Source organism: Acidianus brierleyi, from assembly GCF_003201835.2.
Taxonomy (GTDB): Archaea; Thermoproteota; Thermoprotei_A; order Sulfolobales; family Sulfolobaceae; genus Aramenus; species Aramenus brierleyi.
The window spans coordinates 1,326,923-1,349,887 of record NZ_CP029289.2 but is presented as its reverse complement, the minus strand read 5'-3'; the positions used below and the strand labels follow the sequence as shown (position 1 = coordinate 1,349,887).

Below are 22,965 nucleotides of genomic sequence, written 5' to 3'. Positions count from 1 at the left end.
TAGTCACCTTTTAATAGTACTTATATAAACTAGTAGTTAGGTTACGTTTGGTGATATAATTGCCTAGATTCAAAACAACAGAAGAAGTACTAGGTTTGATGAAAGATAGGGAAAGAGTTAGAAATATAGGAATAATAGCTCATGTAGATCATGGAAAGACTACTACAAGCGATCAACTGCTTGCTGCATCTGGTATAATTTCTCCTAAAGTAGCTGGTGAAGCATTAGCATTGGATTATTTATCGGTTGAACAACAAAGAGGTATAACGGTAAAAGCTGCAAACGTAAGCCTTTATCATGAATTTGAGAACAAGGGTTATGTAATTAACTTAATAGATACTCCAGGTCATGTCGATTTTAGTGGTAGAGTCACAAGAAGTTTGAGAGTTTTAGACGGATCGATAGTCGTAGTCGATTCAGTAGAAGGTGTAATGACTCAGACTGAAACTGTACTACGTCAAAGCCTAGAAGAAAGAGTTAGACCAATTCTATTTATAAATAAGGTTGACAGATTGATAAAGGAACTTAAATTAGGACCTCAAGAAATGATGCAGAAGTTACTTGACATAATAAAAGAAGTTAATAATCTTATAGACATATATGCGGAACCAGAATTTAAAGAAAAATGGATGATTAACCCTACTGCAGGTAACGTAGTTTTTGGATCCGCAAAGGACAAATGGGGATTTAGTTTACCTATTGCACAGAAGAAAGGAATTAACATGAAGAATGTTATTGACGCATATACTGCACCAGATAAATCAAAACTTGAAGAACTAGCTAATCAAGTTCCTATAAATGAGGCACTTTTAGATACTGTAATTAAATTTATTCCAAATCCTATAGAAGCTCAAAAGTATAGAATTCCTAAGATTTGGAAAGGAGACCTTAATAATGAATTAGCTAAGGCAATGTTAAACTCTGATCCTAATGGACCTATAGTTATGATGATAACAGACATGAAAGTAGATCCACATGCAGGTTTAGTAGCTACTGGAAGAGTATTCTCAGGTACTCTCAGATCAGGAGAAGAGGTATGGTTGGTTAACGCTAAAGCTCCTCAAAAGGTTCTGCAAGTAAGTATATATATGGGACAGTTTAGAGAATTAGCGGATGAAATACCTGCAGGAAATATTGCCGCAGCATTAGGCTTAGACAAGGCTAGAGCTGGTGAGACATTAATAGCCCCAGAATATAAGGCTTTACAAGGTAGCTTTGAGACGTTGCATTATGTTTCTGAACCTGTAGTAACGGTAGCTATTGAGCCCAAAAATCCTAAGGATCTAACCAAGATGATTGATGCATTAAGAAAGTTAAGCATAGAAGATCCTAATTTAGTTGTAAAAATAAATGAAGAAACTGGAGAGTATTTAGTATCTGGGATGGGATTCCTTCATGTGGAAGTATCATTACAATTACTTAAGGACAATTATGGCGTGGACGTTGTAACTAGTCCTCCAATTGTAGTGTATAGAGAAAGTATAAGGGCAAAAAGTCAAGTATTTGAAGGAAAGTCTCCAAATAAGCATAATAAATTCTATATTAGCGTAGAACCATTAAACGATAAGACAGTTGATCTAATAGCAAATGGCACTATAAAAGAAGATATGGATTCTAAAGAAATGGCTAAGATTTTAAGGGATCAGGCTGAATGGGATTATGACGAAGCGAAGAAGATAATTGCTATAGATGAAAATGTAAATGTATTTGTAGACATGACAAGCGGTATTCAGCATCTGAGAGAAATAATAGACACTTTACTTCAAGGATTTAGGTTAGCTATGAAAGAAGGCCCATTAGCTCATGAGCCAGTTAGAGGATTAAAAGTGACATTACATGATGCCGTTATACATGAAGATCCTGCGCATAGAGGTCCAGCACAGATATTTCCAGCAGTTAGAAATGCAATATTTGCAGGTTTCTTAACTGCAAAACCAACTTTATTGGAGCCCATACAAAAGCTAGATATAAGAGTTCCAATGGATTTAGTAGGTAATGTTACTTCAGTATTAACTAGAAAAAGAGGTAAAATATTGAATATGTCTCAAGTAGGTAGTGCAGCAAGAATAGCGGCCGAGATACCAGTGGCAGAATCTTATGAAATAGCTAGCGATTTAAGAGGATCAACAGGAGGTAGAGCTTTTTGGGGAACAGAGTTCAGTAGATGGGCGCCAGTTCCAGATAGCTTACTAGTAGACGTTATAATGAAAATTAGAGAGAGAAAAGGACTACCAAAAGAATTGCCAAAGCCAGAGGACTTTTTATCGTGAAAATATATGGAAGACTATAACGAATTTGAAAAAATTAGAGCCATATTTTTTGATTTTGATAATACGCTAGTAGATTTTGAAACTAATTCTAAGAGAGCTTTAGACGTATTATCTAAAGAATTATATACATATTTAATTGACAATAATCTTTCGCTAAATATTTCTAGCTCAGAAATAAATGAGATAGTAACATCTATTTCATGCAAATTAGATTCTGAAGGAGTATATGATAGGACAATATGGATTGAAAAAATTCTTGAAAAACTCGGAATATCAGTAAATAAAGAGCAAATTTTTGAATGGGTATCATTATATTGGTCAATAGCTAGTGATACAAAAGTGTTCGATGACGTTCAAGATACGTTAGATTTTCTGAAGAAGAAAGGATATAAACTTGGCATAATAACTAATAGTGATGGAGAAGGAGGAAGTAAATCTAGACGGTTAGAAAATTTTCCTCTCATCAAATATTTTGATATAATAGTGATAGGTGGAGAAAATAATATAAAACCGAAACCTAGTGTTCAACCTTTTATAGTAGGATGTGAGAAATTAAGCCTTAGTTCTGATCAGTGCGTGATGGTAGGGGATGATCCTGTAAAGGATTGTCTTGCGGCAAAAAAAGCTGGCCTAAATTCCATACTTATAGATAGACAAAATAAAGTTAAATTTGCCGAACTTTATGCTGACCTAGTTATTAGGAATATAAAAAGCTTACAAGATATCTTTTGATAATTCATGAATGCTATTTATATAATAGTCTATAAATTGTTCCATAAGATGTGCATAATATTCCTTATCAACTGGCCTAAGTTCCATGCTGGGTTTTCCTTCTATAAAAACCTTAGATGTATTCGCTCTAACAGAATCCAATCCTAAAATTAGCGGAAAAGGTTTAACTTTAGCATATCTTTCCTGAAAGTTGTATATTCCACCATACAGTTTATATATGCTTGTGGGCTTCTTATCCAAAAACGTATTGTTTGTGATATTAACTAGATTTACTCTTAACGGTAATGGTAAATTTTCCATGATATTAACTAGATTCTCTTTTATTTCTAAATTGTCTATTACAATTTCAGTATTTAATATTGTATTAATTTTATGTAATATATCGTAAAACCCTTTTTCTTCATCTTTATTCACAGTATCATTATCGCTATGATAGTTTGGATTAATTCCTTCAATAGTAAGTGAAGGAATTCCTTTCTTGAAAAAACTATATCCGTCACTATATATTTCAATTTCCCTTTTTACATTAAAATATTTAGTGGATAAAGTGAATAATCCAGGTGAGATTTTTACTACAGGACTAAAAGGGTTTATATTATCTAAATTAATATTTAATATTATATTATCTAAATTTTTTACTACATTATCTAAATAATATCTTGACCCAAAACTCCATGAAAAAGAACTATATCCTAATGCTCCAGCTTCTTCTGCGGTAAACGTTATTAGATGCAATTCATAGATACTGCTTTCTATTTCTGGGAATAATGCAAGAGAAGCTAAATTATCATGCTCACCCGTAAACCAATGATCATGATGAGCTGATACATATATCTTATCATCTTTTTTTGCATTTTTAATTATTTCAAATATATAACCAGTTGTCCTTTTTATTTTGGTTAAATTTTTAATAGAGATTTTTTCTCTTATATAATCCAAATCATTTTTCCTTATATAAAAAGCAGGTATTGGAGGCGGAATTGATGCTGATAAATTAAGAAAAGGGGGAGTTTTTACGACATATTTTCTAAGGTTATTGTCCAATGTGAATACTATGAATTGACATTGATTTTCTAGTGCTTTTATATAAAATTTATTTATATCATATAGATTATCTAAAATAATTAGTATTCCAGAATTGTTACAAGATTTGAAATCTCTTACTATTTTCCCATCAAAATCTATATCTGGAGAATATGGAAGTGAGATTGCTTCTATTTTCTTTTCTCCTTCCATATATGTTTCAGAACTATAATTTAGTACTTCTATTGGAACTATTTTCCTATCATCTATATTAGAAAACATCTTTTCAAATTTGCTTATAAGTTTTCTTTCCTTTTGATCTCCAGCTACAATTTCGCCCATACTTGAAAGCTCTTTTATCCTTTCATAAATCATTAGATTCATAATGATCCAAATTAATATTAAAGATATTTTTCCAAAAGATGGCGTTTATGAGAGTATTTTAGGTAGTACTGGCGTTTTGAATAATTTATCTCCAATAGGAATTATAAGAGAGGGAGATAATATTTCGGCTAAAATATATAGAAATACTTTAACATATTCAAATATATCAAAAATTCCTAAGTGCTCTATTCATATTACAGACAATCCGCGAATATTTTACAATTCTCTATTTGGCAATATAAATTATACCATAAAAAATGCCTTACCTATAATAAATGATGAATCGATATACGAAATAATATTTGCTAAGTGTATAAAATTAAATAACGATAATCCTAGTATATTTCTATTAGATCCATATAGTATAGAAATTGGAAGTAATGTGCATAGAGGATTTAGTAGAGGATACTCATTACTAATAGATGCACTAGTTCATTTTACAAGATTAGATATTTTGCCAAATAAGGAAGTATTGAAATTACTTAATATAATAAACTATGAATTGAAAACTTCTAAAAGACTTTCACCAGATATGGAAGATATAATAAGAGATCTGGAAAATAAGATAGTCTCTAAAGGTTATAAATTAGAATAGCTATTCTCCATTATGAGCTTTATATTAGCGTTAATCCCAGGAGATGGTGTAGGACCTGAAATAGTAAACGCTAGCAAGAGAATTTTAGGAAAATTAATAGAGAACTATGATCTTAAGATAGATATAATTGAAGTTGAAGCAGGTGATTCGGCTTTAGCTAAATATGGTACAGCGTTGCCTCAGCAGACTATAGATGTAATCAATAAGGCTGATGTAATTTTAAAGGGGCCAGTAGGCGAAAGTGCTATGGACGTAGTAGTTAAACTACGGCAAATGTATGATATGTACGCTAACATAAGACCAGCAAAGACTTTGCCTAACGTTCAGTCTAAATATAGCAATGTAGATATCCTCATAGTTAGAGAAAATACTGAAGATCTATATAAGGGATATGAGTACTTAATAGATAACGATTCTGCAGTAGGAATGAAAATAATAACCAGAAAAGCTTCTGAGAGAATAGCTCATGTTGCTCTAAACTATGCTGTTAAACGTAAAAAGAAAGTTACATGTGTACATAAAGCCAATGTAATGAGAATTACGGATGGGCTTTTTGCAAAAGCTTGCAGAAATGTCATTAAGGGAATAGAGTATAATGAAATGTATGTTGACGCTGCTGCCGCTAATCTAGTTAGAAATCCTAACATGTTTGATGTTATAGTAACGACTAATGTTTATGGCGATATTTTAAGTGACGAAGCAGCACAAATAGCAGGTAGTTTAGGTTTAGCTCCTTCTGCTAATATAGGCGATAATAAAGCTTTATTCGAGCCAGTTCACGGAGCCGCGTTTGACATAGCTGGGAAAGATATAGCTAATCCGACGGCATTTCTCTTATCTGTGTCAATGTTATTCGAATATCTATATGATAAATCTAAAGATAATAGATATCTAAAAGCATCTAATTCTTTGCTAGATTCTATAATTTCAGTATATAGTGAGAATAAATATACTACGATTGATGTAGGAGGTAACACTAAGCTTAGCCAAATGTCTGACGTAATATATCAAAGGATTAAGTGATCTCATTTGCTCAATTATTGAGTCATATTTTTAAAGCTTAGCAGTAATAGTAGGTAGGTGGACCGAATTATCCTCAATAAGGCCTTTAGAAAATAAATTTGATTTAAAAGAAATAGAGAACGAGATAATAGATTTTTGGAGTAAAGCTAATGTATATTCGAAGTTAAAGGAATATAATTCTCAGAATAAGACTAAGTTCCTATTTATAGATGGTCCTCCTTATCCATCTGCTCCTATACCACATATAGGAACTATATGGAATAAAGTGATAAAAGACTGTATTTTACGATATGAAAGACTCAGTGGTTTTAGAGTTTACGATCAGCCTGGTTATGATACGCATGGTCTTCCTATAGAAGTTGCGGTAGAAAAGCAACTAGGGATAACTAAAAAGCAAGATATTATAGACAAAGTGGGCGTAGATAAGTTTGTTTCATTGTGTAAAGATTTTGCATTGAAAAATGCGTCTTCTATGACGCAAAATTTCATGAATATAGGAGTTTTCATGGATTGGAATAAACCTTACTATACTCTTGATAGCACATACATAAGTAATTCTTGGGCAATTGTAAAGAAAGCCTATGAAAAAGGACTATTAGAAAAAGACGTAGAGGTTCTTCATTGGTGTCCGCGTTGTGAGACTACATTATCTGACTATGAAGTATCCGAATATAGGGACCAAGAAGATCCATCAATTTATGTGAAGTTTAAGATAAAAGGTCAAAATAATAGGTATCTAATAATATGGACAACTACGCCTTGGACGTTACCTGCTAATGTCTTTGTTATGATAAATAAGGATTATAATTATGCCGATGTTGAGGTAGGCAATGAGATCTATGTAATAGCTGAAGAGAGAGTAAAGAACGTAATGACTGAAGCTAAGATTTCCAATTATAAAGTATTAAAAGTGTATAAAGGAGAGGAATTACTAGGCCTCAATTACGAGAATCCATTAAAAGATCTTGTACCTGCACAAAATAATCTAGATGCATATCATAAAGTAGTAGATGGAGGAAATTTAGTGAGTTTAGAAGACGGTACTGGATTAGTTCACTCAGCTCCTGGTCACGGAGATGTAGACTTTGATTTAGGAAAAAGAATCGGTTCCCCAATAGTTATGTTAGTAGATGATAGAGGAAATATGACAGAACAAGCAGGAAAGTATAAGGGTAAATATGTTAGGGATGCTTCAATAGAAATAATTGAAGACCTAAAAGCTAGAAACGCATTATTAATTAGTACGAAGATTGTTCACAGATATCCAATATGCTGGAGATGTAAGACTCCTTTAATATTAAGGGCTATTCAACAATGGTTTATTAAGGTAACCAAGGTAAAACAGGAATTATTAAATGAGATAAATAATGTAGAGTGGATTCCTGATTGGGGTAAGACGAGAATAGGTAACATGGTAAAAGAACTTAGAGATTGGGTAATAAGTAGACAGAGATTTTGGGGAAATCCTTTACCAATCTGGATTTGTAAGAATAATCATGTAACTGTCGTAGGTAGTGTGGAAGAATTAAAGAAGTTAGCAATAGACAGTGTTCCTAATGATCTTCATAAGCCGTGGATAGATAATGTTAAGTTAAAGTGCCCTATATGCGGTGAAGAAGCTTATAGAGTTCCTGATGTAGCTGACGTATGGTTTGATAGCGGTGTAGCGTTCTTTGCTAGTTTGGGCGAAAATTGGAAAGAAAAATGGGAAAAATTGTCTCCTGTGGATCTAGTTCTAGAAGGGCATGATCAGCTTAGAGGCTGGTTCTTTAGTTTGTTAAGATCTGGGGTTATATTAGATGATAAGGCTCCATACAAATCGGTATTAGTCCACGGATTTATGCTAGACGAACAAGGAAGAGAAATGCACAAAAGTTTAGGTAATTATGTAGAACCTTCAGTCGTTATAGATAAATATGGAAGAGATGTTTTAAGACTATGGCTATTAAAGAATACTACATGGGAAGACGCCAAATTTTCTTGGAAATCTATAGAACTAACAAAGCGTGATTTACAAGTAGTCTGGAATGTTTATGTTTTTGCAAGTATGTATATGAGTTTAGATAATTTTAATCCAGAAAAATATACGTTTAATGATATAAAAAATGCTCTAAAGATAGAAGATTACTGGATACTTTCTAGATTTAATAGAGTATTGAAAGGAATAAAAGAGTCTATGAAATATTATAAAGTTCATGAGCTAGCTAATGCTATAATTCAGTTTTTAGTGGACGATGTAAGTAGATTCTACTTAAGGCTAATAAGGAATAGAGCATGGATAGAGTCTAACGACCCATCTAAAATAGCAATGTATTATATATTGTATTATATTCTGAAAAACTGGATAATTTTAGCATCGTCAGTCATTCCCTATACCGCAGAGAAAATATACAAGGAGTTTGTAATAAATGGCAAATTATCAGTAAGTATGGAGTCAATACCGGAAGCTCAAAACGAATTAATAAATGACGAGCTTGAATATGCTATAAATTTAGTTAAAGAGATAAACGAAGCAGGTTTAAATGCTAGAGCTCGTGCTGGTATAAAATTAAGATGGCCGTTAAAATCTGCGTACGTATTTCTAAATTCTGAAAATGATATAAAGTCTATAGGTCTGGTTACTGACATTCTAAAATCTACTCTTAATGTGAAAAACTTAGAGATAATGGGGATAGAGTCCCTTAAGTCATTTAGTAAAGTTGTTGCTGATCCAAATTCAGGATCTATAGGCAAAGAATTTAGACAAAATACGCCTAAAATAGTACAATATATTAATCAAAATTCAGAGATAGTAGCAAAAGATATTCTTGAAAAGGGAACTCATACCTTTATGTTAGACGGTACTGAGGTTTCACTCAATTTAACTCATGTTACTATAAGGGAATCTGTAATTGAGGGATATACTATTGCACGATTTGATAAAGGTGCTATAGCAATAAGTAAAGAATTGAGTAAAGAAGAGGAAGAGGAGGGCATAATCAGAGATTTAATAAGAAGAATCCAGTTTATGAGAAAGAGTATGAATCTTAATGTTCTAGATAATATACTAGTTTATATACAATCTCCAGAAGATAAATATTCGATCATAAACAAGTGGAAAGATTATATAAAGTCTGAAACAAGAGCCGTAGATGTTGTAACTAATAAAATAGAAGGCGAACTTATCAATGATTGGGATATTGAGGATGAGAAATATACAATTGGAATAAAAAAGGTTTAACAATGTTTGAATTTCCAAGGAGAAAGGAACTAAATGTAGCCTTATTTTCTTCCATATTAAGTGTTGAATCGTCAATAGAAGAGGTGACTCTTAAAGTTTCTGAAATTTTTAGATATCTTCTAATATTTAGAGTATCTAAATTATATATTATTAATGACTCACCCAAATTGTATAATATTATAAGAAAGATCTTTGATTATGCCATATTACCTCCATATTTAAAGAGAACAATTCCAAGACAAAAAGAACTTAGTAAGGTTGGCTTACTATCTCCAATGAATATTTATTCTCATATTGTGCATAGATTACCAACAGAAGGCGAAGTTAGGATAGGTAAAGGAGGAGATTTTGGTCTTAAGCGTAACTTAAATATAAAAGATTCTTCAGTATTAATCTTGGATTCAGTTGAACTTGACTATATAAAATATCCTTATATATATTATTCTGGATTTAAACTCATAAAATGTGATTTAGACAGCATAAAAACCAAAAAGAATTTGATAATAGGTAGTAGAAATGGGAAAGACCCTTTTTTGCATAAAAGAGAAATAAATGATTTATATGAAAAAAATGGGATAACTCTATTAATTGGGCCGCCTAAGGGGAATTTACTAAATACATTAGGCTTAGAATTTCTTATTAAGTCATATAACTTTATTCCAAAACAAGGTGTATCAGATATTAGGACAGAAGAGGCTCTAATATCTTCGCTTTCCATTTTAAATCTTATAATAGAATAGATACATTTATAACCAGCGAGAAGCATGGAATAAGAGAAAAGGGGATAGGGATTGGGACATCGTAAGCTTGCATCACCTAGAAGAGGTTCCTCAGGTCTAAGACCTAGGAAAAGGGCAGAAGAAATCTTGCCTACTCCTAGATCTTGGCCAATAGTTAACTATGAGAATCCGACGTTATTAGGATTTGTAGGATACAAGGTAGGAATGACTCATGTTTATATGATAGATAATACGAGAGGATCTGATAATTTTGGCAAGGAAATATTCGTGCCATCTACTGTTATAGAAACTCCTCCAATACTTCCTTTAGCAATAAAGGCATATGGAATAACTAGTAAAGGAGAACCTGCTAGCATTACAGAATATTGGGCAAATTTGCCTTCTGATATACATTTGGAAAGAAGAATAAGGAATATAAAGATAAATTCAGAAAAGCAAAGCGCTTTCCTAAATAAGATAAAGGATAACATAAATAATTTATTATTTTTAAGGCTAATTGTTGCAACTCAACCTAAACTAGTACCTGCGTTGGGTAAGAAGACTCCAGACATTACAGAAATTCAAATAGGTGGAGGAACTTTAAATGCTCAATTAGATTATGCTCTAAGTATACTGGGTAAGCCCATGACAGTGAATTCTGTGCTCAAAGAAGGCCAATTAATTGATATAATAGGTGTAACAAAAGGTAAAGGCTTTGAAGGGGTTGTAAAAAGATATAGCGTACAGGAATTACCTAGATGGCATAAGCATAGGAAAGGAAGTAGGAAAGTAGGTACGAAGGGTCCTTCCTTAGGAACACCTAGTTATGTTCCTCAGCCTGGGCAAATGGGATTCCATAGAAGAACTGAATATAATAAGCTTATATTGAAAATAAGTGACAAGATAGATGAGATAAATCCTAAAGGCGGTTTTGTTAAATATGGACAAGTTAGGAATACATATATTTTACTTAAAGGATCTACTATAGGCGTAAGGAAAAGACCTTTATTTTTACGTTATGCAATCAGACCATACGAGATAACTCCTACACCACAAAACATTACATATATAGATCTAAACAGTAAGCAAGGGTGAAATTAAATGTATTATGAATTACAAGTAAGGAAATCAAATATTTTGAGTTTGGACGGTAGTAGTTTAAAGGAAATAGAACTTCCATTAATTTTTAGCTATCCAGTAAGAAAAGATTTGATTAGACGTGCATTTTATGCTTCACTTACAAGATCATTGCAGCCTAAGGCAAGAGATCCTATGGCGGGTAAAAGAACGCCGGCTTCTAGTTTCGGAATAAATTTAGGTTTAGCAAGAGTTCCTAGAATAAGAACTACAGGAGAAGGTGCATTAGCACCCAATACTGTAGGAGGTAGGGCTGCTTTCCCACCCACATTAAGAGAGAAGATTATAGAAGAAATAAATGAGAAGGAGAAAAGACTAGCTACTATTAGTGCTATTTCAGCTACTGCAGATAAATTATTTGTTACGTCGAGAGGCCATAAATTTACTATTGATAATTTACCTATAGTTGTAACTGACGAGCTAGCAAGTATAAGTAAACCAAAAGAGCTACTATCAGTATTAAGTAAAATAAAAGTTATAGACGACGTATATAGAGTTAAGGATGGAATAAAGATAAGAGCCGGAAAAGGTAAAATGAGAGGAAGAAAATACAAAATTCCAGTAGGTCCACTAATAATTTCGCATGATGTTAGCAAGCTATTATTAGCAGCTAAAAATATACCAGGAGTTGATGTTGTTAATGCAGGTATTGTTAGTGTTATTCATTTAGCTCCTGGTGCTCAGCCAGGAAGACTTACTATATATACTGAGAGCTCACTAGATATACTTAACAGAAGATTAGGTGGATTATTATGAGCGTAATAATAGAACCTTTAGCAACAGAAAAAGCTACGAAATTGATAGAATCCACAAATACTATAGTGCTTGTGGTAAATAAAAGTTCAACTAAAACTCAGATAAAGTCTGAAATAGAAAAAATGTTCAGCGTTAAGGTAGCTAAGATAAATGTGAGTATATCTCCTACCGGCGAGAAGAAGGCATATATTAAGTTAAAACCAGAATTTAAGGCATTAGATGTAGCTCATAAATTAGGAATATTATAAAGGTGATAATAAATGGGTAAAAAATTATTACAACAAAGAGCTGGAAGAGGTAATATAAATTTTAGAAATCCGGGATGGCTTAGGGTTGGAAAGGTAAGATATCCTAGTGTTGTTAGATATCAGATAGGCAAAGTAATTGACATAATTCATAATCCTGGTATGCTAGCGCCGGTGGCTAAAGTTAAGTTAGAAGATGGTACTTCGTTTTACACTCAAGCTGTACAAGGATTAGTTATTAATCAGAAAATAGAAATAGGGAAAGGTGCTCCTTCATCCTTGGGTAATATAGTCGAAGTTGGAAGTTTACCTGAAGGTACAATGATTTCTAATGTAGAAAAATATAGGGGCGATGGTGGACGTTATGCTAGGTCTGCAGGGTCTTATGCCATAATAGTTGGTAAAGCTGGAAATAAGGTCTTAATTAGAATGCCTTCTGGAAAAATAAAAGAGGTTATGTATAATGCTCTTGCTACTATAGGTGTAATAGCTGGAGGCGGAGCTCTAGAAAAACCTTTATTAAAAGCAGGGAATAACTATTGGAAATATAAAGTCAAAGCTAAGGTATGGCCACATGTTAGAGGAGTAGCAATGAACGTTGTAGATCATCCACACGGTGGTGGATTACATGCTAGTGTAAGTAGATCTAGTACAGTATCTAGAAACGCACCGCCAGGAAGAAAAGTAGGCCATATAGCAGCTAGAAGAACAGGGAGGAAGGAAAGAAAGTGAAATTTTATAAGCTTATAAAAGGAGTGAGTTTTAATGTCAATTGAGTTTCCGCCCGAATGGAAAAAGTTTACATATAGAGGTAAAAATTTGGACGAGTTAATCGAAATGCCTATGGATGAGTTCATAAAATTGCTTCCATCCAGGCAAAGAAGATCACTAGTTAGAGGCTTTAATAATCATCAACGTAGGCTTCTAGAGAAAATAAGAAAACTTAGAAGGCAGGGTAATTTAGACAAGACTATAAAGACTCACGTTAGAGATTTGGTAATATTGCCTGAAATGGTTGGACTAAAATTCGGTATATATAATGGTAAAGAATTCGTAGAAGTTCAGATAGTTCCAGAAATGATAGGCCATTACCTTGGGGAATTCTCAATAAGCACAAAGAAAGTAGAGCATGGAGAGCCTGGATTAAAGGCTACAAGATCAAGTCTATTCCTAGCTATGAAGGGATAAAAATGAGCGGATGGAATTATCCATTATTAAATATAGACGAAACCAAACAAGGCAAAGCAGTAAGTAGAAACGTATCAGTATCTATTAAAGATCTTTATAATGTATGTAAAGCAATTCGTGGTAAAAAATTGCAAGATGCTAAAAAGTATCTGGACCAGGTAATAGAGAAGAAGGAAGCAGTACCTTATTGGAGATATTCTACTGGAGCCTCACATAAATCAGGGTTAGAAACTAAATGGCATATTAAAGATGGCAGATATCCTATAAAGGCTGCAAAGTACGTTCTTAAAACTTTAGAAAATGCTGAAGCTAATGCTGTGTCAAAAGGTCTAGATCCAGATAGTCTAAAGATAGTTCATATTGCAGCTCATAAAGGGTTAATATTGAAAAGATATATGCCTAGAGCTTTTGGGCGAGCTACTGCAAAAAATAGAAGAACATCACATATAGAAGTTATAGTTGCAGAGGTGTGATATAAATGGTAAATGTTAGGAAATATTTTTTACAAAAATCTATGGTAAAAGTTATGGTAGATGAATATCTAGCTAAGCAATTCTATATGGCAGAATATGCAGGAACAGATATAATAAAAACTCCAATAGGAACTAGAGTTATAATCTATGCTAATAGGCCAGCAATGATAATAGGAAAAGGTGGTAGAACTATAAAGCAATTGGCACAAGTCTTGGAAAAATTCTTCAACTTAGAAAATCCGCAAATTACAGTTACAAATGTAGAAAATCCAGAACTTAATGCTAGAGTAATGGCATTTAGGCTTGCAGTTACATTAGAAAAGGGTTATCACTTTAGGAGGGCAGCTTTTATAACAATAAGGAGAATAATGAATGCTGGCGCAATGGGTGCAGAAGTTATAGTAAGTGGGAAAATAACATCGGAAAGAGCTAAATATGAGAAACTAAAGGAAGGTACTGTGTACAAGTCAGGAAATAGTCTTGATCTATTAGTAGATAGGGCAATAGCTATAGCTACTCTAAAAATGGGTATATATGGAGTCGAAGTGGTAATAACTAAACCATTGAAGCCATTAGATAAGATAACATTTAGAGAAGCTCCTAAATCAACAGAAGGTGGAGTAACTATAACAAATGTTAAATTTATAGATGAATCTGGAACAACTGGTGGTGTCAATGCCTCACAAAACCAATGATTTCCTAGAAGATATAAGAAAATTGGAAATTCAAGATCTAAATAAAAGGCTACAAGATACTATTGCTGATTTAATAAAATTAAGAGCCGAAGCTAGGGTAGGTACAATAAAGGACACAGCGTCTATTAGGAATATGAGAAAGAATATAGCAAGGCTTAAAACAGTTATTAATGAGAAAAAAAGGAATAGCCATCGTGAAGAGAAGCATTGATTTTATAGGTTTTAAGATAAAAATTTTGGGGTATTCTAATCCTATTCTTATTGGAACGTCTGGTATAATAGTTTTTGAAACTAAGAATACTTTTCGTATCAAGGTTGGTAATAGATATTTAACGATAATGAAAAGCAATGGTTTTTATGAGTTAGATTTTAAAAGATGCCATATTATTATTTCTGGTTGTAAGTTGGTGTCTAAACCGTCAAAAAGGGTTAATAAAAGGTGGTTAAGGTGAGTCAGAGTAAAAATATAGGAATTCCTAACATAAGCTTGCCTGAAAGTGTGTGCAATGATAAATATTGTCCATTTCATGGTAAGTTAAAGGTTAGAGGAATGATATTTGAAGGAAAAATAATAAAACTTAGAGCTAATAAGACAGGAGTTTTTGAGAAAAGTCATATTCATTATAATACAAAATATAAGCGATACGAGAGAAGAAGGAGCAGAATTCATGTGCATGTTCCTCCATGTTTAAATCTTAAAGAGGGAGATAACGTTATAATAGCAGAATGTAGACCTATAGCCAAATCAGTATCCTATGTTGTGGTAGGAAAAGTAGGTGGTGCATAAATGTCAGAAAAACTTCAAATGTTAGGTTCTAGAAAAGGAAGGACTCCAGCTCTTCAGAATTATTCTAGTGTGACAGTGTCGGATAATAGTGGGGGTAAAGAGGCTGTTATAGTAGGCGTATTTGGATATAGAGGTGTGTTAAGAAGGGTGCCTTTCGCAAATGTAGGAGATTTAGTTTTTGTATCTGTAAGGAAAGGTACACCTGAGGTTAGGAAGCAGAAATTTAAAGCCGTAATAATTAGGCAAAAAATGCCATTAAGAAGAGCAGATGGAACCTGGATTTCATTTGAGGATAATGCAGTGGTTATAGTTAATCCAGATGGGACACCTAAAGGTACGGAAGTAAGAGGTCCAGTAGCTAGAGAAGCTGCTGAAAGATGGCCGAAAGTAGCTAGTTTGGCTACTTTAATTATTTAGCTAAGGTGAAACTAATGGTTACTTCTAAACCATCTAAGCAAAGGAAAATTCTATATAATATGGCTTATCATAAGAGAAAAGTCAATCTTGTTGCACCAGTTTCCGATGAAGTAGAGAAAGAATATGGAATAAGCAGAATTAGTGTTAAAAAAGGGGATACGGCTAAAGTAGCTAGAGGAGAGCACGCAGGCTTTGAAGGTAAAGTAGCAGCTGTAGATACTAAAAATGGCAGAGTAGCTATAGAAGGCTTAACTAGGAAAAAGGCTGACGGAACTCCTATTTATGTTTGGATTCATGCTTCTAAGGTTATTGTAACTAAGTTAGATGTTGCAGATTCCAAAAGAAAAGATTTAATTGAAAGAAAAAGGAAGACTAATGAAAGTCCTAAGGGTGAATCATAATGGTTCATATAACAAGAAATGCTTCTCCATGGTTTTTGCTTATAAGTAAAAAGCAATATAAATGGACTGTTAGAACAGTACCTGGTGCTCATTCGCTTAATCAAAGTGTTCCTTTATCAATATTGTTAAGGGACTATATACATGCGGCTGTAACGTTAAAAGAAGCCAAGACTATAATATCTTCTGGGGAAGTCTTAGTAGATGGAAAGGTTAGATTAGATTATAGATTTCCAGTTGGATTAATGGATGTAATATCTATTCCTTCTGCAGATTTATATTACAGAATTATTCCAGATAACGCAAGATTCCTAAAGGCTATCGAGATACCTAGAGAGGAGTCTTCTTTTAAACTTGTTAGAATATTGAATAAATCTTTGGTTAAAAACGGTGATTTGCAACTTAACTTAGATAGTGGACGTAATATTCAAATTATAAAGGATAATATCGCCGAATACAAATATAGTACATTAACTACTCTTAAAATAGCACTTCCAAATCAAGAGATTCTTGAAACATATGAGCTAAAGGAGGGAAACTATGGTATAATAATAGGAGGTAAAAACGCTGGTCGTCATGGCATAATAGGTAAGATACAAATGTCTCAATATAAAAGAAGAGTGTATAGCGTAGTAAATATTCAATCTAAAGATGGTAAAACTTATGAGAGCAATTTAGAAAATATCATGGCTATAGGAACTACACAGCCTGTTATAAAGGTGGAGTAAAATGGCAGAAGAAACACAATTATCTAAAAATCCTATGCAGATGCCTAGACTTGTTAAGGTTACAGTAAACATTGGTCTAGGAGAATCTGGAGAAAGGCTAGAAAAGGCATATAATTTGTTACAAGAGTTAACTGGAGCTAAACCTGTATATACTAGAGCTAAAAAATCAATAAAAGATTTTGGTGTTAGAAAAGGGCAGCCAATAGGAGTAAAAGTTACGCTAAGAAGGGATAAAGGAATTGAATTTCTAAAGAAAGTTCTTCCTGCAATAAATTATAGATTAAAATCATCTAGTTTTGATGATTCTGGGAATGTTAGTTTTGGTATAGCAGAACATGTGGTTATTCCTGGTGTTAGATATGATCCAGAAGTTGGTATTTTCGGCATGGATATCGCAATAACCTTAGAAAAGCCTGGATATAGAATAGGTAGAAGAAAGAGAAATAGAAGTAGTATACCTAAGTCCCAAAGAGTAAGTAAAGAGGAAGCAATGACTTTTTTAAAGGAGACATTAGGTGTTACAATTATATAAGCATGGTGATGTAAATGGGTAAATTTAAGCCTCCGGCAGAAAGGAAGCATGGAAAAGGAGTACAAGTATGCAAAAGGTGTGGTAGTACAGATTCTGTGATTCAGAAATATGATATATATTTATGTAGACAATGCTTTAGAGAAGTAGCTGGTCCTTTAGGTTTTAAGAAATTAAGGTGATTTGAATGGTAGTTTTAAATCCTTTAACAAATGCGTTAAGTTCCATTAACAATAATGAAGTAAGAAGAAATAAGCAGGTTATAATAATGCCTGCTTCTAAATTGATAATTAACGTGTTACGTGTAATGCAAAAGGAAGGCTATGTTGGAGAGTTTGAATATATAGATGACGGTAGATGGGGAAAGATAACCGTACAATTGCTAGGCAGAATTAATAAGTGCGGCCCAATAACTCCCAGATATTCTTTAAACTATAGGGATATGATTAATTTGCCAGACTATGTTAGGCGTTATCTTCCTTCAAAAGAAATAGGCTTAATAATAGTGTCTACATCAAAAGGAGTAATGTCGCATAAAGATGCTGCTAGATTACGTATAGGCGGTAATGCTTTAGGGTATGTATACTAAGGTGAGAATAAAATGCAGTACTCTTTAATTCATGAAGAGTTAGAAATTCCAAAAAATATATCCGTTAATCTTAGTAATAATAAAATAGTAATAAAAGGTCCTAAGGCAGAAGTAGAAAAGGATTTCTCTTTTGCAAAAGGTATCCAAATGAATTTAGTAGGCAATAAGATTATTTTCGAGTCTACTTTTGGCACAAAACAACAAAAAGCTACTTTATATAGCATAAAACGTGAGATTGAAAATATTTTTGTAGGAGTTACTAAAGGTTATAGATATTATTTAAAAATAATATTTACGCATTTTCCAACATCGGTTAAAGTAGTAGGAAATGAAGTGCAAATCACAAATTTAATAGGCGAAAAAAACATTAGAAGAGCAAAGATTTTACAAGGAGTAAAAGTTACAGTAAAAGGTGAAGATATAATAGTCGAAGGAGCCGATTTAGAAAAAGTTGCGCAAACTGCAGCTAATATAGAATCTACATCAAAAATAAAAGGTTTCGATAGGAGAGTTTTTTCCGACGGTATATATATCTATAAAAAGGAGGTAGTTGGTAGTGAGCAATAAAAATATTTTAGAACCATCTAAGATACGAGAGCTTAAAGTTAAATATAGTTCTAAAAAGCCAGATTTCTTACGTTACGACTGGGATAAATACTTTAAATTAGAGAGGCAAAATAAGTGGATAAGGCCTAGAGGTATAGATAATAAATCTAGGCTAAGGCTTAAAGGATTTCCTAAGTTAGTCTCTACTGGGTATATTAAACCAAAAATGATAAGATATTTTCATCCTAGTGGTCTAAAGCCAGTGTATGTTTCTAATATTAATGATTTATCCAAAATAAGGGAAGATGAAAAAAATAATGTTATTGTAATAATAAATGGTAATTTAGGATTAAGAAAAAGAATGGAAATTGTTAAAAAGGCCAATGAGTATGGAATAAGAGTAGCTAATGGGTGATAGAAGTTGCCGGATCTATATTTACAAAAAAGATTGGCTGCCGATATAGCGAATGTTGGCATAAATAATGTTAAGTTACCTGAAGAAAATTTAGATGAAATAAAAGATGCTTTGACTAGGTCAGATATTAAGAAATTGATAGCGGATGGAAAAATTATCATTGAGAAAAAACGTGGTATAAGTAATTCAAGAGTTAAATTAAGGCGTAAGAATAGAAGGATAAAAGGAGAAGGAAGAAGACAAGGTAGTAAGAATGGTAAAAAAGGTGCTAGAGTTCAACCACGTAGTGAATGGATAAATAGAATAAGGAAGATAAGACAATATATTAAATGGCTAAGAGATAGTGGGACTATAGATGAGCGTACTTATAGGTTATATTATAAAAAAGCTAAAGGCGGTACATTTAAGAGTTTGGGCGATGTTAGAAATTCGCTTAAGCAATCAGGTAAAATAAAGGAGTGAAAGTTAATGGTATCTTTAGGTCCAAATTATAGAGTGAAATTTAGTAGAAGAAGAGAAGGAAAAACTAACTATTATAAAAGATATACATATGTTTTGAGTAAAGCTACTAGGCTTGTCGTTAGATTAACTAATAAGTATGTAATTATGCAGATAGTAGCGTTTAATCCTAATGGAGATAGTACGGTAGTAATGGCTCATTCAATAGAATTATGTAAGAAATATGGATGGAAGGGAGACTGTAATAATACTTCTGCAGCTTACTTGACAGGCTATTTGTTGGGTCTTAGGGCCAAAAAAGCAGGTATTTCTAGTGTAGTTGCTGATATAGGCCTATTTACTCCTATAAAAGGCTCAAGAATATTTTATGCCATCAAAGGCAGTGTGGATGCGGGAATAAATATACCTATTGGGGATGAGCTGGAATTTGACGAAGATAGAATAAAAGGTAAGCATATAGTAAACTATGCAGAAAAGCTGGAAAAGGAAAATCCAGATAAGTTTAATAGAATATTTTCTGGATATCTTGGTAGAGGATTAAATCCTAAAGATTTAGTCTCTCATTTTGACGAGACTTTAAATAAGATTAAAAGTATGGGTGGATAATTATGACGGAAGAGGTTCCTGTATCAAATATAGAGGAATGGAAACCTAGAACTAAGGTAGGTGTATTAGTTAAGGAAGGAAAGATAACTTCTATGAAGGAATTATTTGAAAAAAATCTTCCAATAGCAGAACCGGAAATAGTTGATGCTTTACTTCCTAATTTGAAATACGAAGTTATAGATATAAGGATGGTACAGAAGCAAACTGATGCTGGCGAGTTATCTAGATATAAAGTTTTGATTGTAATGGGAAATTATGATGGTTATGTCAGTATTGGGAATGGAAAAGCTAAGCAGCTTAGAGTTGCTATCCAAAAAGCCGTTAGAGATGCTAAAATGAATATAATTCCAGTAAGAAGAGGATGCGGTAGTTGGGAATGTACATGTGGAGAGCCTCACAGTCTTCCTTTTACAGTGTCTGGTAAAGCTGGAAGTGTAGAGGTAGTTTTAAGGCCAGCTCCAAAAGGTACAGGTTTAGTAGCAGGCAGTATACTAAAGAATTTACTTACATATGCTGGTTTAAAGGACGTATGGTCATTTAGTAGCGGAGAAACGCGAACTACAGAGAATTTTATAAAAGCTGGTTATAATGCTCTATATAATACATATAGATTTGTTACGCCGGCCGATTGGGCTAGGAAGAGGTGAACAGTATAATGAGCAACTCCATAATAGCTATTCGAATTAGAGGATCTGCATCTGCTCCATGGAACCTAGAAGAAACATTGGAAATGTTGCGATTAAAGAAGCAATTTAATGCCATGATATATCCTGATAATGACTCTATAAGAGGCATGTTAATGAAAGTCCAGTCTTATATAACATGGGGTAAAGCTAATGATAAAGCTATAGATCTTCTATTAAGTAGAATACATACTATTAACGGAGATTTTGTTAATGAAAACTTTGTAAAAGAAAAATTGTCTATGAGTTTAGAAGATTTGAAGCAAGGTATTCTTGAAGGTAAGGTTATAGTAAATAAATACGATAATTTATTTAAATTGCCTATACGTTTGCATCCACCAAGAGGAGGTTTTAAAGGTAAAGTGAATAAGCCTTATGGTACTGGTGGAGAATTTGGATATAGAGGGGATAAAATACTCGAATTAATAGAGAGGATGATTTAAATGGTGGTAAGAAGAGCTAAAAAATCAAGGAAAATGAGAGGACATAGAACTATGGGATGGGGCGCAAAAGGCCAACATAGAGATAGAGGTAAGGAAGGAGGCAGACAGATAGGCATGGGAAAAGAGAAATGGTCATGGGTAGTGAAATATGGTAAAGATTGGTACGGTAAACATGGATTTGTTAATCCAACGTCATATACTAAGGCGGTTATAACACTAAGGCAATTAAGTAATCTATTGGATAATGGTAAAATTGAAATTGAGTCAAAGGACGGTAAAAACGTTGTTGATTTAACCAAGTATGGATATGAAAAATTATTAGGTAGTGGAAATGTTAATATGCCTATTATAATAAAAATTGCTGAAGCAAGTGAAAAAGCTAAGCAAAAGATTATGAAGATAGGCGGCCAGGTTATATCTCCTGAAAAATAAAGCTTTTTTTAAGAAGTTTGTATTGATGATAGAATATTTAAACTAGTTTTGGTAAAAGTCTTTTGAGAGTTTATGTCATTTACGGATTTCTTGGCTAAACTTGGGCAAGTTCTACCGGCTGTAACTAAGCCGGAGCAGAAACCTTCTTTAAATCAAAAGCTAATTTGGTCTATAGTAGCTGTTGCAATTTATTTAGTAATGTCATCAGTCCCACTGTATGGTCTTCAATTGTCTAATTCCTCTTTTTTTAGTAATTTTCTTTTAGAGCAAGTAATTTTTGCTTCTACTGCTGGCACATTAGCTCAACTTGGTATTGGTCCGATAATAACGGCTGGTTTAATAATGCAAATTTTAGTAGGATCTAAACTTATAAATGTAAATTTGAATAATGAAGATGATAGGGCAACATTTACTGAGGCCCAGAAAGGATTAGCGTTCATTTTTATAATAATTGAAGCGTTTCTATTTGGATTTGCTTTGTCAGGATCAGCTGGTGTTTCAAGATTAAATTTTGCATTGATAATAGGTGGCCAGCTAATAGTAGCCACGTTCTTTATATTATTATTAGACGAAATGATTCAGAAAGGTTGGGGACTAGGATCTGGCGTTAGTCTGTTCATATTGGCAGGAGTAATGAAAATAATGTTTTGGTATATGTTTGGTATTGTAACCGTTTCTTCTCAGAATTTACCTGTAGGTTTCTTCCCATCTTTAGTTGCTACTTTGATATCTCACGGAAATCTTTTAGATCTAATAGTTAATACAACTAAACCTTTCCAGCCAGATCTAGTAGGTTTAGTGTCAACAATAGGACTTACAATACTTATCATATATCTAGAGTCTATTAACATAAATATTCCAGTTACCTCTCAAAAGTTAAGGGGAATAAGAAGAACAGTACCTCTTAACTTTCTATATGTAAGTAGCATTCCAGTAATATTTGTAAGTGTACTCGGTGCTGATATAGAATTATTCTCTACTCTCACATCTTATGTATCTCCTAGTGTTCAGAAGATTTTAAGCGCTATAGATTCGGCATTTGTATTTCCACCTCCTAATACAACTATACCTCATAGTGTTTATGCAGTAGTAGTAGATCCATTAGGCGCGTTAATTTATGCTATAGTCTTCCTAGTTTTAGGAGTAATGTTTGGCTTAGTTTGGGTTGAGGTAGCAGGTTTGGATCCAGCTACTCAAGCTAGATCATTAGCAGATGCAGGTATAGAAATACCAGGCATGAGAAGTAGTCCAAGAATGATTGAGGCTATTTTAGCTAGATATATATATCCTCTTGCTTTCTTTAGTTCTCTTATTGTTAGTCTTATAGCAGTATTTGCAACGTTTTTAGGAGTGTATGGTACTGGAGTAGGTCTAATATTAGCGGTGTCAATAGCAATGCAATACTATAGTTTATTAGCATATGAGAGATCAATAGAGATGTATCCTTTATTAAAGAGAATTATAGGTGAATAA

Annotated in this window: 31 protein-coding genes; 30 read left to right on the top strand and 1 reads right to left on the bottom strand. The window is 33.1% G+C overall.

All coding sequences use genetic code 11. The features are described from left to right. Positions 1-59: 59 nt before the first annotated feature. Entirely contained in the window at positions 60-2,270 is a 2,211-nt protein-coding gene (locus tag DFR85_RS22995) for an elongation factor EF-2 (protein WP_110270290.1), read from the top strand. A gap of 6 nt (positions 2,271-2,276) precedes the next feature. Beyond that, positions 2,277-3,002, top strand: coding sequence for an HAD family hydrolase (locus DFR85_RS22990; protein ID WP_110270289.1), 726 nt, complete (start codon positions 2,277-2,279; stop codon positions 3,000-3,002). Here the strand turns inward: DFR85_RS22990 and DFR85_RS22985 are convergent. Next, positions 2,985-4,400, bottom strand: coding sequence for a M28 family peptidase (locus tag DFR85_RS22985; protein ID WP_162582718.1), 1,416 nt, complete (start codon positions 4,398-4,400; stop codon positions 2,985-2,987). The genes DFR85_RS22990 and DFR85_RS22985 overlap by 18 nt on opposite strands. A 10-nt stretch (positions 4,401-4,410) precedes the next feature. Here DFR85_RS22985 and DFR85_RS22980 point away from each other — a divergent pair, with 10 nt between their 5' ends. The 28 genes from DFR85_RS22980 (at position 4,411) to secY (ending at position 22,965) form a co-directional block, all read left to right on the top strand. Beyond that, complete coding sequence (locus tag DFR85_RS22980) at positions 4,411-5,004, top strand: DUF447 domain-containing protein (protein ID WP_110270287.1); 594 nt, start codon at positions 4,411-4,413, stop codon at positions 5,002-5,004. A gap of 12 nt (positions 5,005-5,016) precedes the next feature. Further along, complete coding sequence (locus DFR85_RS22975) at positions 5,017-6,027, top strand: isocitrate/isopropylmalate family dehydrogenase (protein ID WP_110270286.1); 1,011 nt, start codon at positions 5,017-5,019, stop codon at positions 6,025-6,027. Between the two features lie 76 nt (positions 6,028-6,103). Then, on the top strand, positions 6,104-9,247 hold the full coding sequence (gene ileS, locus DFR85_RS22970; protein ID WP_110270285.1) for an isoleucine--tRNA ligase: 3,144 nt from the start codon (positions 6,104-6,106) through the stop codon (positions 9,245-9,247). Between the two features lie 2 nt (positions 9,248-9,249). After that, positions 9,250-9,987, top strand: coding sequence for a putative RNA uridine N3 methyltransferase (locus DFR85_RS22965; protein WP_110270284.1), 738 nt, complete (start codon positions 9,250-9,252; stop codon positions 9,985-9,987). A gap of 51 nt (positions 9,988-10,038) precedes the next feature. After that, complete coding sequence (locus DFR85_RS22960; protein ID WP_110270283.1) at positions 10,039-11,061, top strand: 50S ribosomal protein L3; 1,023 nt, start codon at positions 10,039-10,041, stop codon at positions 11,059-11,061. Between the two features lie 6 nt (positions 11,062-11,067). Then, entirely contained in the window at positions 11,068-11,859 is a 792-nt protein-coding gene (rpl4p, locus tag DFR85_RS22955) for a 50S ribosomal protein L4 (RefSeq protein WP_110270282.1), read from the top strand. After that, positions 11,856-12,107, top strand: a complete 252-nt coding sequence (locus DFR85_RS22950) for a 50S ribosomal protein L23 (protein WP_110270281.1) — start codon at positions 11,856-11,858, stop codon at positions 12,105-12,107. Before rpl4p ends, DFR85_RS22950 begins: the two co-directional genes overlap by 4 nt. Positions 12,108-12,119: 12 nt before the next feature. Further along, a complete protein-coding gene (locus tag DFR85_RS22945; RefSeq protein WP_110270280.1) occupies positions 12,120-12,836 on the top strand; it encodes a 50S ribosomal protein L2 in 717 nt (238 codons plus the stop codon). A gap of 33 nt (positions 12,837-12,869) precedes the next feature. Beyond that, positions 12,870-13,292 (top strand): 30S ribosomal protein S19, encoded by a 423-nt coding sequence (locus DFR85_RS22940; protein ID WP_110270279.1) that lies wholly within the window; start codon positions 12,870-12,872, stop codon positions 13,290-13,292. 2 nt (positions 13,293-13,294) lie between these two features. After that, positions 13,295-13,765, top strand: a complete 471-nt coding sequence (locus DFR85_RS22935; RefSeq protein ID WP_110270278.1) for a 50S ribosomal protein L22 — start codon at positions 13,295-13,297, stop codon at positions 13,763-13,765. 5 nt (positions 13,766-13,770) lie between these two features. After that, positions 13,771-14,460, top strand: coding sequence for a 30S ribosomal protein S3 (locus DFR85_RS22930; RefSeq protein ID WP_110270277.1), 690 nt, complete (start codon positions 13,771-13,773; stop codon positions 14,458-14,460). Beyond that, positions 14,441-14,671 carry a 50S ribosomal protein L29 gene (gene rpmC, locus DFR85_RS22925; RefSeq protein WP_110270276.1) on the top strand — a complete coding sequence of 77 codons (231 nt, stop codon included), beginning with the start codon at positions 14,441-14,443 and terminating at the stop codon, positions 14,669-14,671. The genes DFR85_RS22930 and rpmC overlap by 20 nt, the downstream gene beginning before the upstream one ends. After that, on the top strand, positions 14,655-14,912 hold the full coding sequence (locus DFR85_RS22920; protein ID WP_162582715.1) for a ribonuclease P protein subunit: 258 nt from the start codon (positions 14,655-14,657) through the stop codon (positions 14,910-14,912). The genes rpmC and DFR85_RS22920 overlap by 17 nt, the downstream gene beginning before the upstream one ends. Then, the gene (locus tag DFR85_RS22915) at positions 14,900-15,247 is read left to right on the top strand and encodes a 30S ribosomal protein S17 (RefSeq protein ID WP_246253046.1); all 348 of its coding nucleotides are present in this window, start codon (positions 14,900-14,902) and stop codon (positions 15,245-15,247) included. The genes DFR85_RS22920 and DFR85_RS22915 overlap by 13 nt, the downstream gene beginning before the upstream one ends. Then, entirely contained in the window at positions 15,248-15,664 is a 417-nt protein-coding gene (locus DFR85_RS22910) for a 50S ribosomal protein L14 (protein ID WP_110270273.1), read from the top strand. Positions 15,665-15,678: 14 nt separating this feature from the next. Continuing rightward, positions 15,679-16,065, top strand: coding sequence for a 50S ribosomal protein L24 (rplX, locus tag DFR85_RS22905; RefSeq protein WP_110270272.1), 387 nt, complete (start codon positions 15,679-15,681; stop codon positions 16,063-16,065). Beyond that, entirely contained in the window at positions 16,065-16,790 is a 726-nt protein-coding gene (locus DFR85_RS22900; protein WP_110270271.1) for a 30S ribosomal protein S4e, read from the top strand. The genes rplX and DFR85_RS22900 overlap by 1 nt, the downstream gene beginning before the upstream one ends. 1 nt (position 16,791) lies before the next feature. Next, complete coding sequence (locus DFR85_RS22895) at positions 16,792-17,322, top strand: 50S ribosomal protein L5 (RefSeq protein WP_110270270.1); 531 nt, start codon at positions 16,792-16,794, stop codon at positions 17,320-17,322. 14 nt (positions 17,323-17,336) lie between these two features. Beyond that, complete coding sequence (locus DFR85_RS22890) at positions 17,337-17,501, top strand: 30S ribosomal protein S14 (RefSeq protein WP_110270269.1); 165 nt, start codon at positions 17,337-17,339, stop codon at positions 17,499-17,501. Between the two features lie 5 nt (positions 17,502-17,506). Next, positions 17,507-17,908, top strand: coding sequence for a 30S ribosomal protein S8 (locus DFR85_RS22885; RefSeq protein ID WP_110270268.1), 402 nt, complete (start codon positions 17,507-17,509; stop codon positions 17,906-17,908). A 12-nt stretch (positions 17,909-17,920) separates the two neighbouring features. After that, the gene (locus DFR85_RS22880) at positions 17,921-18,475 is read left to right on the top strand and encodes a 50S ribosomal protein L6 (RefSeq protein WP_110270267.1); all 555 of its coding nucleotides are present in this window, start codon (positions 17,921-17,923) and stop codon (positions 18,473-18,475) included. Further along, positions 18,465-18,869, top strand: a complete 405-nt coding sequence (locus DFR85_RS22875) for a 50S ribosomal protein L32e (protein ID WP_110270266.1) — start codon at positions 18,465-18,467, stop codon at positions 18,867-18,869. Before DFR85_RS22880 ends, DFR85_RS22875 begins: the two co-directional genes overlap by 11 nt. Before the next feature lie 6 nt (positions 18,870-18,875). Further along, positions 18,876-19,331, top strand: coding sequence for a 50S ribosomal protein L19e (locus tag DFR85_RS22870; protein WP_110270265.1), 456 nt, complete (start codon positions 18,876-18,878; stop codon positions 19,329-19,331). Between the two features lie 6 nt (positions 19,332-19,337). Further along, positions 19,338-19,934 carry a 50S ribosomal protein L18 gene (locus tag DFR85_RS22865; RefSeq protein WP_110270264.1) on the top strand — a complete coding sequence of 199 codons (597 nt, stop codon included), beginning with the start codon at positions 19,338-19,340 and terminating at the stop codon, positions 19,932-19,934. 2 nt (positions 19,935-19,936) lie between these two features. After that, positions 19,937-20,581, top strand: a complete 645-nt coding sequence (locus tag DFR85_RS22860) for a 30S ribosomal protein S5 (RefSeq protein WP_110270263.1) — start codon at positions 19,937-19,939, stop codon at positions 20,579-20,581. 8 nt (positions 20,582-20,589) lie between these two features. Then, positions 20,590-21,060 (top strand): 50S ribosomal protein L30, encoded by a 471-nt coding sequence (locus DFR85_RS22855; RefSeq protein WP_110270262.1) that lies wholly within the window; start codon positions 20,590-20,592, stop codon positions 21,058-21,060. Beyond that, positions 21,061-21,492, top strand: a complete 432-nt coding sequence (locus tag DFR85_RS22850) for an uL15 family ribosomal protein (protein WP_110270261.1) — start codon at positions 21,061-21,063, stop codon at positions 21,490-21,492. Between the two features lie 72 nt (positions 21,493-21,564). Next, positions 21,565-22,965 (top strand): preprotein translocase subunit SecY, encoded by a 1,401-nt coding sequence (gene secY, locus DFR85_RS22845; RefSeq protein WP_110270260.1) that lies wholly within the window; start codon positions 21,565-21,567, stop codon positions 22,963-22,965.

What these genes read in the sequence shown, in the direction of transcription:
- DFR85_RS22855 (WP_110270262.1), top strand. Translation starts at nt 20,590, where the DNA reads ATGAGCAACTCCATAATAGCTATTCGAATTAGAGGATCTGCATCTGCT.
- rpmC (WP_110270276.1), top strand. Translation starts at nt 14,441, where the DNA reads ATGCCTCACAAAACCAATGATTTCCTAGAAGATATAAGAAAATTGGAA.
- DFR85_RS22980 (WP_110270287.1), top strand. Translation starts at nt 4,411, where the DNA reads ATGATCCAAATTAATATTAAAGATATTTTTCCAAAAGATGGCGTTTAT.
- DFR85_RS22890 (WP_110270269.1), top strand. Translation starts at nt 17,337, where the DNA reads ATGGGTAAATTTAAGCCTCCGGCAGAAAGGAAGCATGGAAAAGGAGTA.
- DFR85_RS22850 (WP_110270261.1), top strand. Translation starts at nt 21,061, where the DNA reads ATGGTGGTAAGAAGAGCTAAAAAATCAAGGAAAATGAGAGGACATAGA.
- DFR85_RS22985 (WP_162582718.1), bottom strand. Translation starts at nt 4,400, where the DNA reads ATGATTTATGAAAGGATAAAAGAGCTTTCAAGTATGGGCGAAATTGTA.
- secY (WP_110270260.1), top strand. Translation starts at nt 21,565, where the DNA reads ATGTCATTTACGGATTTCTTGGCTAAACTTGGGCAAGTTCTACCGGCT.
- DFR85_RS22900 (WP_110270271.1), top strand. Translation starts at nt 16,065, where the DNA reads ATGGTTCATATAACAAGAAATGCTTCTCCATGGTTTTTGCTTATAAGT.
- rpl4p (WP_110270282.1), top strand. Translation starts at nt 11,068, where the DNA reads ATGTATTATGAATTACAAGTAAGGAAATCAAATATTTTGAGTTTGGAC.
- DFR85_RS22990 (WP_110270289.1), top strand. Translation starts at nt 2,277, where the DNA reads ATGGAAGACTATAACGAATTTGAAAAAATTAGAGCCATATTTTTTGAT.
- DFR85_RS22975 (WP_110270286.1), top strand. Translation starts at nt 5,017, where the DNA reads ATGAGCTTTATATTAGCGTTAATCCCAGGAGATGGTGTAGGACCTGAA.
- DFR85_RS22895 (WP_110270270.1), top strand. Translation starts at nt 16,792, where the DNA reads ATGGCAGAAGAAACACAATTATCTAAAAATCCTATGCAGATGCCTAGA.
- DFR85_RS22945 (WP_110270280.1), top strand. Translation starts at nt 12,120, where the DNA reads ATGGGTAAAAAATTATTACAACAAAGAGCTGGAAGAGGTAATATAAAT.
- DFR85_RS22860 (WP_110270263.1), top strand. Translation starts at nt 19,937, where the DNA reads ATGACGGAAGAGGTTCCTGTATCAAATATAGAGGAATGGAAACCTAGA.
- DFR85_RS22940 (WP_110270279.1), top strand. Translation starts at nt 12,870, where the DNA reads ATGTCAATTGAGTTTCCGCCCGAATGGAAAAAGTTTACATATAGAGGT.
- DFR85_RS22865 (WP_110270264.1), top strand. Translation starts at nt 19,338, where the DNA reads ATGGTATCTTTAGGTCCAAATTATAGAGTGAAATTTAGTAGAAGAAGA.
- DFR85_RS22885 (WP_110270268.1), top strand. Translation starts at nt 17,507, where the DNA reads ATGGTAGTTTTAAATCCTTTAACAAATGCGTTAAGTTCCATTAACAAT.
- DFR85_RS22880 (WP_110270267.1), top strand. Translation starts at nt 17,921, where the DNA reads ATGCAGTACTCTTTAATTCATGAAGAGTTAGAAATTCCAAAAAATATA.
- DFR85_RS22950 (WP_110270281.1), top strand. Translation starts at nt 11,856, where the DNA reads ATGAGCGTAATAATAGAACCTTTAGCAACAGAAAAAGCTACGAAATTG.
- DFR85_RS22910 (WP_110270273.1), top strand. Translation starts at nt 15,248, where the DNA reads ATGTCAGAAAAACTTCAAATGTTAGGTTCTAGAAAAGGAAGGACTCCA.
- rplX (WP_110270272.1), top strand. Translation starts at nt 15,679, where the DNA reads ATGGTTACTTCTAAACCATCTAAGCAAAGGAAAATTCTATATAATATG.
- DFR85_RS22930 (WP_110270277.1), top strand. Translation starts at nt 13,771, where the DNA reads ATGGTAAATGTTAGGAAATATTTTTTACAAAAATCTATGGTAAAAGTT.
- DFR85_RS22965 (WP_110270284.1), top strand. Translation starts at nt 9,250, where the DNA reads ATGTTTGAATTTCCAAGGAGAAAGGAACTAAATGTAGCCTTATTTTCT.
- DFR85_RS22935 (WP_110270278.1), top strand. Translation starts at nt 13,295, where the DNA reads ATGAGCGGATGGAATTATCCATTATTAAATATAGACGAAACCAAACAA.